This is a genomic window from Methanosarcina sp. 1.H.T.1A.1, from assembly GCF_000979295.1.
GTDB lineage: Archaea > Halobacteriota > Methanosarcinia > Methanosarcinales > Methanosarcinaceae > Methanosarcina.
In genome coordinates, this window is record NZ_JJQY01000041.1 from 1 (window position 1) to 11,335 (window position 11,335).

7 protein-coding genes are annotated in these 11,335 nt (G+C 45.1%); 2 read left to right on the top strand and 5 right to left on the bottom strand.

Annotation, left to right across the window (positions count from 1 at the left end; translation table 11 throughout):
* Together EO95_RS04310 and EO95_RS04315 are read right to left on the bottom strand one after the other, a co-directional pair.
* A partial coding sequence (locus EO95_RS04310) for a nitroreductase family protein (protein ID WP_048132523.1) occupies nucleotides 1-339 on the bottom strand: 339 nt, incomplete at its 3' end.
* Between the two features lie 109 nt (nucleotides 340-448).
* Nucleotides 449-1,006 (bottom strand): flavodoxin family protein, encoded by a 558-nt coding sequence (locus EO95_RS04315; RefSeq protein ID WP_048132512.1) that lies wholly within the window; start codon nucleotides 1,004-1,006, stop codon nucleotides 449-451.
* A gap of 159 nt (nucleotides 1,007-1,165) precedes the next feature.
* Here EO95_RS04315 and EO95_RS04320 point away from each other — a divergent pair, with 159 nt between their 5' ends.
* A complete protein-coding gene (locus EO95_RS04320) occupies nucleotides 1,166-1,561 on the top strand; it encodes a helix-turn-helix domain-containing protein (RefSeq protein ID WP_048132514.1) in 396 nt (131 codons plus the stop codon).
* Nucleotides 1,562-1,596: 35 nt separating this feature from the next.
* Here EO95_RS04320 and EO95_RS04325 read toward each other — a convergent pair whose 3' ends face one another.
* The gene (locus EO95_RS04325; RefSeq protein WP_048132516.1) at nucleotides 1,597-2,997 is read right to left on the bottom strand and encodes an MATE family efflux transporter; all 1,401 of its coding nucleotides are present in this window, start codon (nucleotides 2,995-2,997) and stop codon (nucleotides 1,597-1,599) included.
* Between the two features lie 591 nt (nucleotides 2,998-3,588).
* Between EO95_RS04325 and EO95_RS04330 the strand changes: the two genes are divergently transcribed.
* The gene (locus tag EO95_RS04330; RefSeq protein WP_048132518.1) at nucleotides 3,589-5,913 is read left to right on the top strand and encodes an ATP-dependent DNA helicase; all 2,325 of its coding nucleotides are present in this window, start codon (nucleotides 3,589-3,591) and stop codon (nucleotides 5,911-5,913) included.
* Between the two features lie 129 nt (nucleotides 5,914-6,042).
* Here EO95_RS04330 and EO95_RS18560 read toward each other — a convergent pair whose 3' ends face one another.
* Together EO95_RS18560 and EO95_RS04340 are read right to left on the bottom strand one after the other, a co-directional pair.
* Complete coding sequence (locus EO95_RS18560; protein WP_048132520.1) at nucleotides 6,043-9,273, bottom strand: PKD domain-containing protein; 3,231 nt, start codon at nucleotides 9,271-9,273, stop codon at nucleotides 6,043-6,045.
* Nucleotides 9,274-9,972: 699 nt separating this feature from the next.
* A partial coding sequence (locus EO95_RS04340; protein ID WP_048132521.1) for a PGF-pre-PGF domain-containing protein occupies nucleotides 9,973-11,335 on the bottom strand: 1,363 nt, incomplete at its 5' end.

Sequence of the window (11,335 nt, forward strand, 5' to 3'; positions counted from 1 at the left end):
GACGGCATACGAGATAGGAGTCCGTCTCGTGGGCTCGGAGATGTGTATAAGAGACAGGTCCTGTACCCAGTACCCGGGGGCTTTTTCCAGAGTCGTATCCCCGCAGATCAGGATTGCGAGAGGAGCTTCCCTGCACATACCGGCATAGGGGCTGAACGTGGGAATTTCATCGAGGATTTTCCGGTCATCGATAAGAATAAAGACCCAGGGCTGGGCATTAACTGCGGATGGAGCACTCATTGCAGCTCTCAGCAGTTCGGTAACAAGCTCCCTCGGAACTGGCCTGTCGGTATATTTTCGAATGCTTCGGCGAGTGTGGATTGCTTCAAGAGTTTCCATATTCGGACTCCTTATTTATTCCTGAAAGAGCTCTAAAAGAGCCGGGCGAGGAAATGCCTCTTCAGGTTTCTCTCGCCCTGGTTTGTTTTCTTTCCTGTTTTATTTTTCTTTATTTGAACAGGTTAAGGCCTGTGTTTTTCGCTTTTTCCATAAGTTCTAAATTGTCCTTTACTTCTCCGGGAGCGTGATATCCCACTCCCACAAGGGTATCCTTTATTTCCATGGCCATGACGCCGGAAATTTGCCCTCCGAATTCTTCATAGACACTTTTGAAAGCTGTGGGCTCAGGCGCTCCCTGAACTCCTACAATCACAGCCTTTTTCCCGGCAGGGAGACGGGGGGAGAAATCAGCGTTTATAAGGGAATAGCAGCGGTCAAGGAAGAGCCGCATCTGGCCTGTAAACTGGGCAAAGTAAATCGGGGAGCCGAATACAACACCGTCAGCTGCTGCAATCTCATTGAATACTTCCACAAGGTCGTCTTCAAGCTTGCATTCTTCGTGGGCCTTGCAATAGTTGCAGCCCTGGCAGCCTCTGTAGTTCATTTCATTGAGGAAGAAGGTCCGGGTTTCGGCACCTGCTTCTGCTGCGCCTTCGAGGACCTGCTGGACAAGGACATTTGTATTTCCATTCTTTCGGGGACTTCCAACAATACCTATAACTTTCATTTTTACACCTTTTATCTGTTAATTTGAGTCTCTTTTAACAAAATAGAGTCTCTTCTGTCAGTAACGTGTATTTGCTGATATTTAATTTACACCAACTATACTTATATACCATACATGCAATCCGGATACTTAGTAACAAAAAGGATAGTATGAAAGCTTATGGTTAGTGAAGCAAAAAATAATAAACACTATAATTGTCCTGTTGAAGCGACTCTGGACGTAATAGGCGGCAAATGGAAACCCCTTATCCTCTGGCAGTTGAGAGCAGAGAAACTGCGGTTTTCAGGGCTCCAGCAAAGCATGCAGGGGATTTCTCCCAAAATGCTCACAAAACAACTTCGTGAACTTGAAGAAGATGGGCTTGTCCTCAGGGAGATTTATCCTGAAATCCCACCCAGGGTTGAATACTCTCTGACAGAATTTGGAAAAACTGTGCTTCCGGTTCTGGATGCGCTCTGTGAATGGGGAAATGGGTACCTCGGCAGGGAGTGCATTCTTGATAAAAAAGAGGGCGTAAAAACCGCTGATGTGGTTTCGCAGCAACTTTCGCAGTAACTGTTCTTTAGGAGCGGTCAATTCCTGCAAGCAGGTCAATTCCCTGCAGTCGGGTCAATTTTCATAGGGTCAATTTTCATATTTTCTCCTGCTTTAGCAAGCAGCTTGAACTCCCGGATAACCATAATCAGGGTTACCGTAAAAGCCAGGACATCTGCAAGCGGGAAGGCTGCCCAGACACCGAAGAGGTCCAGGTATTTAGGGAGTACAAGCACCAGGGGAATCAGGAAAAGTATCTGCCTGCACATGGACAGGAAAAGAGACGGTTTTGCTTTGCCCAGAGCCTGATAGAGTGCTGCTCCAACTACCTGGAATCCAATAAGCGGGGTTGCAAGCACCACTATCCTCACAGCACTTTTTCCCTCGGCTATCAACTGCAGGTTCCTGCTGAAAATCCCGAAAAGCTGCTCCGGAAACAGGTAAAGTATCAGGAACCCTGTAACAGACATAACTGTGGTAGTGAGGATGGCAAGTTTTACAGTTTCCCTGACGCGTTCAAAGTTTTTTGCCCCGTAATTGAAGCCCACTATCGGCTGAAGTCCCTGGATAATTCCGAACATGGGCATGAGTGTAAACATCAGGAGCCTGTTGATTATCCCGAACACGGCAATGGCTATGTCTCCTCCGTAGAAGGCAAGGAGGTTGTTCAGGATTATTACCATGAAACTCCCTGAAAAGTTTCTGGCAAAAGGGGACACCCCTATGGCAAGGACTTCTTTTATGATTTTGCTGTCCGGTTTGAGGTCAGCAGGGTGGAGTCTGAGTGTACTTTTTCCGCTCAGGAAGTAACGGATAACATAAAGCACTCCTATTGCCTGTGCCAGTACGGTTGCAATGGCAGCTCCCCTTATTCCCATCCCGAAGCTAAAAATAAAGATTGGGTCAAGCACAACATTGAGGCCGCCGGAGATGAGCATGGAGTTCATGGCGACCTTTGCGTTTCCTTCGGAACGGATCACAGCGTTTGTCACCATTGCAAGAGAAAAAAGGATAGTACCGTAAAGGATTACTTCCAGGTATTCAAGTGCATAAGGGAGAATAGTATCAGTCGCCCCGAAAATTTTCAGGAGCGGTACGATATATATAAGCCCTGCTCCTGTTATCAGGAAGCTCGAAAACAGGGAAAGGAAGATCAGGTTTGCAAATATTTTTTCGGCTTTTTTCGGCTCTCTCTCCCCAAGGCGGCGAGATATGATGGACGCACCCCCGATGCCGATAGCAAGGCTTACAGCCATTCCGATCATCTGGATTGGGAATGCAACTGCAATTCCTCCGATTGCCTGGATGCTTTCGGCCCCATAGGCCCTGCCTACGAATACCGTATCCACGAGGTTGTAGAAGGCCTGCATCAGCATTCCTATGGTTGCGGGTACTGACATTTTAAAAAGAAGTTTTCCGATTTTTTCGTCTGCCAGCATCCGGCTTCTTTCATCCATCCTTTAATTCCTCTGAACTGTTTCCGCATATTAATTCTAATTGTTTTTTATATTAAAGTATGAAACTTACAAGAACAGTTAATTGAATATAGTCTTATCGGCTTTATGGTTTATACCATGAAGTCTGAAGATAAGGCAGGAAAAAAACTTCATCTGGCTGTCTTTCTTCTGTCTTTCATCTATCTTTCGTCTGTCTTCGGATAACTGGTCAAGCAATAACACCTCACTCAACAAGTAAAAATAAATCCTCTCCCTCTGTGTTGGTATAGTACCAGGAATTCATTTTTATCTGGTTTATCCGGTGGACAGTATAAATGATTCTCGGAAAAATAGTTCTCCGAAAATAGGCCTCAAAAATAACTCTCAAAACGGGTTTCAAAATATTTATCTACTGTTGTTGAGGATAGTTCATCACGGTTCTTAAAGATGGTTAATGACAGTTCTCAGAAAGATATTCAGAGAAACTATATGTTCCTAAGAGAAACTGTATGTTCTCCAGTATACTAAATAAATTAATAAATTTTCAAAATGATTAAATTCCGATGGACTGTTCGGGGTTCAGGAAACCGGAGAGGTATCAGGGTTAAGCGTATGATGCAAAAGAACGGATACATGCGATATTTTACAAAACAAAGTTGCTACCCAAATCAGGCAGAAGCCATGGAGAAGATTCACTCTGCCCTCCTGCATGAGAAAATAGTGCTTTTTGAGGGGGCGTGCGGGACAGGCAAGACTCTAAGTTCACTTGCTCCTGCCCTTCACGTGGGTAAGAAGCTCAACAAGGTCGTAATCATAGTCACGAATGTCCACCAGCAGATGGTCCAGTTTATCCATGAGACCAGGGATATCAACAGGGACAACAGCATAAAAACAATTGTTTTCAAGGGCAAGACTTCCATGTGTCCCGAGAACCTCGACTATGAAGAGTGCAAACTAAAAGGGGAAAACACCTACGACTTACTTGAGTTTGAGAGGGAAGTTTCTTCGAAGGAAAAAGAACTCAAAGATGCCTCCGAAAAACACAAACGGACAAAAGACCCTTCCCTCTACGCCCTCAGGAACGAGCTTGAAAAAGAAATTGAGGAAGCCCGAAAAAAGGCTCAGTCTTTGAGAAACCACTCCTGCCCAAAGCTTTATGAGGTCCTCAAGTACGAAGGAAATGAATTTTCCTCCTGGCTCTTTTCCGATGTAAGAAGCCCCGAAGAAGTTATGGAATATGCGGAAGACCGGGACATGTGCGGGTATGAGCTGCTTAAAAAGGAACTCAAAAACACAGAACTTCTTATCTGCAATTTCCATCATGTGCTCAGTGCTGACATCTTCATGACCCTCCTTAAATGGCTTGAGCGAGACCCTGAAGATATCATTCTTATCTTTGATGAAGCTCACAACATTGAGGCTTCAGCCCGTTCCCATTCCTCCGTAATGCTTTCCGAAATAACCATTGAAAAAGCCCTTTCCGAGGTCGGGGAGATTCCTGAGCCTGACAGTTCTCCTATGTTCGGGGGAGGCTCCGGACAGGGTCTCGGGATTCCTCTTGACCAGGACTATGCCTCCCGGATCTACGCAAAAAGGCTTTTTTCCTGTTTGCTGACCTCTATCAGGGATACTTATGACTCAAAGTTGAAGTTCGGGGAGAGGAACAGGCTTGGAAAACACTGGCAGGACATTCAGATTAGCGATCCTTATGAGCGCCTCGATGTCCTGAAAGTTCGTTTTTTGCGGGATGCAAAGGTAGAAGGGTTTGCAGACGAAGAAAAGGTTCTGACCCGGCTGCGGGAAATCGGAGAGTTCGGAGGCAGGCTGGAAGAGATTTATGCTGAAAACTACAAAAAAGGGCTTCTTTCCGTTCCCAAGCGTTCCCAGATCCGTTATGTTGCAGATTTTCTTTCTTCCTATCTTGTGCTTTCGGACAGGCAGAACTATTATCCGATCCTGAACATGCGCAGGGACTTTAAAAGCGACAGGGTAGTCGGCAGGCTTGAACTTTTCACCTGCATTCCCAAAAATGTGACCCAACCGTTGCTTGATTCCGTTTATTCGGCAGTGCTGATGTCGGCTACACTTCGACCTTTTGAGATGGTAAAATCCACACTGGGAATTACCCGGGAAGTGGAAGAAATCACCTATGGGACCACCTTTCCACCGGAAAGAAGGCTTACTCTTGCAGTTTCAGTCCCTCCCCTCTTTGCAAAAAACAGGGACAGCCCTGAAACCCTGGAAAGTTTGAAAGAAGCGCTTCTTGCTGCCACTGCTGCATCGCCCGGGAATGTGGTCGTTTATTTCCAGAGCTATGCGGAAGCCCTCCGCTATAAAAAACTCCTTGAGCCCGAACTTTCGATCCCTATTTTCCTTGATGAGGTCGGGGTCTCAGCCCAGGAGATCAGACAGGAGTTTTTCAAAATCGGGGAGCAGGGAGGAAAAGCTTTGCTCATAACCTATCTCTGGGGAACATTGAGCGAAGGCGTTGATTTCAGAGACTCCCGCGGCAGAACCGTGATCGTTGTAGGTGTAGGATACCCGGCTCTGAATGACAGGATCAAAGCTGTGGAGTCGGCATATGATACGGTTTTCAACTGTGGCGATGGCTGGGAGTTTGCAGTCCAGGTGCCAACGACCAGGAAGGTAAGACAGGCAATGGGAAGAGTTGTCCGCTCTCCGGGAGATTTCGGGGTAAGGATCCTCCTTGATGCCCGCTACCAGGGCTCCCAGATGCGTAAGCTGGGCAAATTTTCGGTATTCGGATACTTCCCTCCTGAAGAGAGTAGAGAGTTTCTCGATGTAGCTCCAAGGGATGTGGGAAGCCTGGTAGAAGAGTTTTTTGCAAATGTAGTGCCCTATTCCCCTGAAAAAAAGGAGCCGGAATCTCCGGCTTCAAGTCGGCTGGAGTTCGGGAGCCTTGCAGAAAAGCTCTGAATAGGACATAGTCCCATTACTCCAGCCTTTTAAATTTACTTTCGTTGAATCCCTGTTTTTTCTTATTTTTTATTTTCTTACTCTTGCTTTTATCGCTCTTTTCCCTGTTAAACTGACTTCACAGTACTCTCAGGCCTTTGACACTACTATGTAGTTGTATTTTGTTACCGAAGTGCTGCCTGCTGCATTGGTTACTGTTAGTTTTATCGTGTAAGTTCCTGCTGCTGAATATATGTGCTTCGGATTCTGGAGCGTTGAGGACGTTCCGTCTCCGAAATTCCAGTTCCATGCAGTAGGCGAACCTGAGCTACTGTCCTTAAAGTACACAGTCAGGGGCGCAGTTCCCGTTCTTGGAGAGCCCCAGCAGTTTATTACTGGTTTTTGTGCCGTTGTCCCTGCAGTTATATAACTGGACTTTGTTGCCGTATTGCTTCCTGCAGCATTAGTTACTGTAAGCGTTACGGTGTAGGTTCCTGCTGTTGAATATGTATGTGTTGGGCTCTTCTGAGTCGAACTTGTTCCGTCTCCGAAATTCCAGCTCCATGCTGTGGGTGTACCTGTGCTTGTGTCAGTGAAAGCCACATTCATGGGTGTATTTCCGGAAGTTGGAGATGCCGAAAACGCAGCAATCGGTGTTTGTGCAGCTGTTCCTGTCACTACAATATAATTGTACTTTGTCATTGTAGTACTGCCTGCCGCATTGGTTGCTGTCAGCTTTATCACGTAATTTCCTGCTGTTGAATATGTGTGTTTTGGGTTCTGGTCTGTTGAACTTGTTCCGTCTCCGAAATCCCAGTTCCACGCAGTAGGTGTTCCTGTAGTAATGTCTTTAAAGGTTACAGTCAGCGGCGCATTTCCTGATCTTGGGGTGCCCCAGAAGTTTACGACTGGTTTTTGTGCCGTTGTCCCTCCAGTTATTGCGGTTATATAACTGGACTTTGTCACCGTATTGCTGCCTGCAGCATTAGTTGCCGTAAGCGTTACTGTGTAGGTTCCTGCTGTCGAATATGTATGTGTTGGACTCTTCTGAGTTGAACTGGTTCCGTCTCCGAAATTCCAGCTCCATGCTGTGGGTGTACCTGTGCTTGTGTCAGTAAAGGTCACATCCAGAGGTGCATTTCCGGAAGTCGGAGATGCCGAAAACGCAGCAACAGGAGTTTGTGCAGCTGTTCCTGTCACTGTTGTGTAATAATACTTTGTTAGCGTATTACTGCCTGCCGCATTGGTTGCTGTCAGTTTAATCGTGTAGCGTCCTGCTGCTGAATATGTGTGTTTCGGGTTCTGTTCCGTTGAATTAGTTCCGTCTCCGAAATCCCAGTTCCACGCAGTAGGCGATCCTGTAGTAATGTCCTTAAAGGCCACACTCAGCGGCGCATCTCCTGATCTCGGAGAGCCCCAGAAGTTTACGACTGGCTTTTGTGCCGTTGTCCCTGCAGTTATATAACTGGACTTTGTTGCCGTATTGCTGCCTGCAGCATTAGTTACTGTAAGCGTTACTGTGTAGGTTCCTGCTGTTGAATATGTGTGTTTTGGGTTCTGATCTGTTGAAGTAGTCCCGTCTCCGAAATTCCAGCTCCATGCTGTGGGAGTTCCTGTACTGCTGTCAGTAAAGGTCACATCCAGCGGTGCATTTCCGGAAGTAGGAGATGCCGAAAACGCAGCAACTGGCGTTTGCGCCGCTGCGGTCCCTACACTTATATAATTGGATTTTGTCACCGTGTTGCTGCCTGCTGCATTAGTTACTGTAAGCGTTACAGTGTAAGTTCCTGCTGAGGAGTATTTGTGTACCGGGTTCTGGACTGCTGAATTAGTCCCATCTCCAAAATTCCAGTTCCATGCAGTGGGAGTTCCTGTACTTGTGTCCGTAAATAGGACATTCAGCGGCGCGTTTCCTGAAGTAACATTGCTGTTGAAGCTTGCAATAGGAGTTTGTGCAGCTGTTCCTGTCACTGTTATGTAATAGTACTTTGTTAGCGTATTACCGCCGGCTGCATTGGTTGCTGTCAGCTTTATCGTGTAACGGCCTGCTGCTGAATATGTGTGTTTTGGGTTCTGTTCCGTTGAATTAGTCCCGTCTCCGAAATCCCAGTTCCATGCTGTGGGGGATCCTGTAGTAATGTCCTTAAAGGTTACAGTCAGCGGCGCATCTCCTGATCTCGGAGAGCCCCAGTAATTTACGACTGGTTTTTGCGGGGCTGTTACTTTTATATAATCCGCTTTTGTTTTCGTGTCGTTTCCAGCCGCATTGCTTGCTGTAAGTGTTACTGTGTAACTTCCGGCTGCTGAATAGGTATGCACTGGATTTTTCTGGGTTGAATATGTCCCGTCTCCAAAACTCCAGTTCCATGCAGTGGACGTTCCTGTGCTTGCATCAGTAAATAAAACATTCAACGGCGCGTTTCCTGAGGTAACATTGCTGCTGAAGTCCGCATCAGGGGCTGCAGGGTTGGAAGGGGTTACAAGAGGCAGGTAATCTGAGTATATGCTGTTTGGTATACTGTACGCGGAATCGGAAATTCCATCTCCATCCGCATCCACTGCGGTATTGGAAAAGCCTGAACCATCGGGTTTTCCCCAGAAGTTTCCTCCAATATAGCTTCCATGGATAATATTTTTGCCTGCGGCTTTTGCGGTATTATAAGCGTTTCCGGTTCCGCTTTTAATGATCATATCGGTGTTATTGAAGTAGTTGTTATAAATGAGGTTTCTATCGCTCAGACCGCAAACATACATGCCATAAGCACTGTTCGAAGTAACAGTGTTGCCTGAAAGGGTATTGCCGTCAGAAGAACCAACATGGATGCCGCGGGCGTCGTTAGAAGCCGTATTTCCGGAAATGGTATTGCCGCTGGAGCTCCCAAGCACAATTCCATACACCCCGTTATTTGTAACTGTATTTTTCGAGACGGAGCATCCTTTAGAACTCACGAGATAAATTCCACGCCCGTTGCTCATGAGCTTGTTATTCTCAATTATACAGTTATTGCATCCGGACAGATAGATTCCTGAATAGCTGGATCCGCTTGCTCCAATAGCTTTAATCCCGCTAATTTTTACATTATCTGCCTGTACGGAAAGTACATTTATAGTTGAACTTTTAGCTTTAATTATTGTATTATCAGGGTTTCCGGACTCAGACCTGATAGTGAGACCACCTGTAGATATTTTTATATTTTCGGTATAGGTCCCGGGTTTTATGGTAATTACATCACCTGAAGCTGCATTGTTTACGGCAGTCTGTATTGAACTTCCTGGCTGGACAATTATCTCTGCCGCTGCTCCAATACCTGAAATTAATGAGAATATGATAAATATTCCTAATAATGTGATTAATTTATTTCTAATTTCCAATTCCTCCATCCATTCAAGAAAGTTAGGGGTGAAATCTGTATCAGGGGCGAAAATTGTATTATTAGTAATTCATGAAAACATGCACTCAATGTCCAATGAATGTACAAATGTAAAGCTCTGCGTTTGCGCTGAATTTATCTAAAATCCAGAGTAAAATCCCTGTGTCAATCAATTTAACTACGCGGGAATGTATATAAATAAATATAAATATACTGATTTAATCTAATACTTATATAAAAATATAAAACAGCATGCTGCTCAGTAAAGTAATAGTTCAGTTGTAAGGCAAGAATTAGTATTTTAACTTCGTTAAACAGCTATCCTTATTACATCCTTCTCTTTTTTATTATTAGTAGTCCGTCTCTTTCAAAACAGGCAATAATATGCTCTTGATGGGTTGCTATTCAAAAATTATTATTTATGAGGAAACCGGGGCTCTATGTATCTATCTGGATTAAGAAACTATATGGATTCAGAAATTAAGAAATCAAGTTAAAATGCTGAGAAAACTGAATATGTAAAAAATAAGATTTGTAGATAATGGGATTTGTAGATAATGGGATTTGTAGAAAATGAGATGAAGGGATAAACCCCTCATCAATCGCTTTTCTGTATCAAAGCTTGACATTTAGCTTTGATTTGATTTGATTTGATTTGATTTGATTTGATTTGATTTGATTTCCTTTCTTTTGTATTCTTTTAGCTTTTCTACTTTCTTTTATACAGGAAAACTGCAAGCACGCAGGCTATCACGTAGACGATTTCAAATCCTGGAGCCTTTGTATCTTCTCCCTGTGGAGAGCTCTGTTCAACTTCCTCTCCTATACTTTTCATATCTTCTCTCTCAATGGAGCGAATTTCCTGTCCAGGCTCTGTTTCTGCTGTAGCTTCTTCTGAGAGGCTTTTTGCCTTACCTGTTATTGCAAAGGAAGAGAAGCCCGGGACCTCGGCAGTGAAGTACAGGAATTTCTCGTCTTCCCCTGAGAGGGTAACTGGCAGCTGCACCCAGGCTTTGTCTTCGTACCTGTTCAGGGCAATTGAAGCCTTATCTATCCTTTTATCCTCCATCCAGGTCTTTTCAACCTTGAAACAGATGATAGGGTTTTCTATATTCTTTGAGGTTGCATACCCGCTGTTTCCTACCCAGACGTTAAAGGACTTGTAGACCTCTCCTTCAGGCAGTTTGGAAACAAGTGCAGACTTATTTTTTAATTCCTCGGTAATCGTTGTGGTCTTGCCAGCTGTCTTTTTTGCATCAAAGCTCACATAGACAACACAGGTTGCGTTCTTTGTGAAATCAAACTTTACGGCCTTGTCATTTGTTATGTAAACCTGTGAAAGCTCTTTGGTTTCAACGTTTCTTGCAGGTTCAGGGGAACCACCGCCACCACCGCTGCTTCCTCCGCTGCTGTGGCTGCTTCCTCCGGAACTGCTCTCTTTCAACACCTCTATTTCGAGAGTTTTTGAAACCGTGCCATTTTCATTGGTTGCGAGCAGATTTACGGTATAGGTTCCCGGGGCTGTGTACACATAAACTACAGTACTGGAGCTCACGTCAGCCACTCCATCATTGTTAAAATCCCACCCGATCTCAGTTGCTTTTTGTGAGAGGTCTGTAAAGAGGACCTCAAGGGGAGCATAGCCGCTCGTAACATTCGCACTGAAGTCTGCAACAGGAAGACCTTTATCCTCTTCTGCCTCCAGCACTTTTATTTCGATAGTTTTTGAAGCTGCACCGTTTTCGTTGCTTACCGTCAGGGTAACGGTATAGTCTCCCGGAACTTCATACACATAAACCGGACTCTGGTCGGTGGAGTCTGGCTGTCCGTTGTTGTCAAAATCCCAGTTCCACGAAACTGTATTTTGTGAAAGATCGGTAAACTGGACAGTAAGAGGAGCAGGGCCCTGAATAGCATTGGTGCCGAAATCTGCAACAGGAAGTACTGGTTCAGGTACAGGTTCAGAGTTTTGAAGAACAGTTATTGCACCGGTTTTTGAAGTCTGACCGTTTGAATTGCTTACTGTAAGCGTTACCGTGTAAGTTCCTGCTGAGGAGTATGTGTGTACAGGG

Bases quoted from the DNA above. Each gene is read 5' to 3' on its own strand.
- EO95_RS04320 (WP_048132514.1), top strand. From the start codon at position 1,166: ATGGTTAGTGAAGCAAAAAATAATAAACACTATAATTGTCCTGTTGAA.
- EO95_RS04315 (WP_048132512.1), bottom strand. From the start codon at position 1,006: ATGAAAGTTATAGGTATTGTTGGAAGTCCCCGAAAGAATGGAAATACA.
- EO95_RS04325 (WP_048132516.1), bottom strand. From the start codon at position 2,997: ATGGATGAAAGAAGCCGGATGCTGGCAGACGAAAAAATCGGAAAACTT.
- EO95_RS04330 (WP_048132518.1), top strand. From the start codon at position 3,589: ATGATGCAAAAGAACGGATACATGCGATATTTTACAAAACAAAGTTGC.
- EO95_RS18560 (WP_048132520.1), bottom strand. From the start codon at position 9,273: ATGGAGGAATTGGAAATTAGAAATAAATTAATCACATTATTAGGAATA.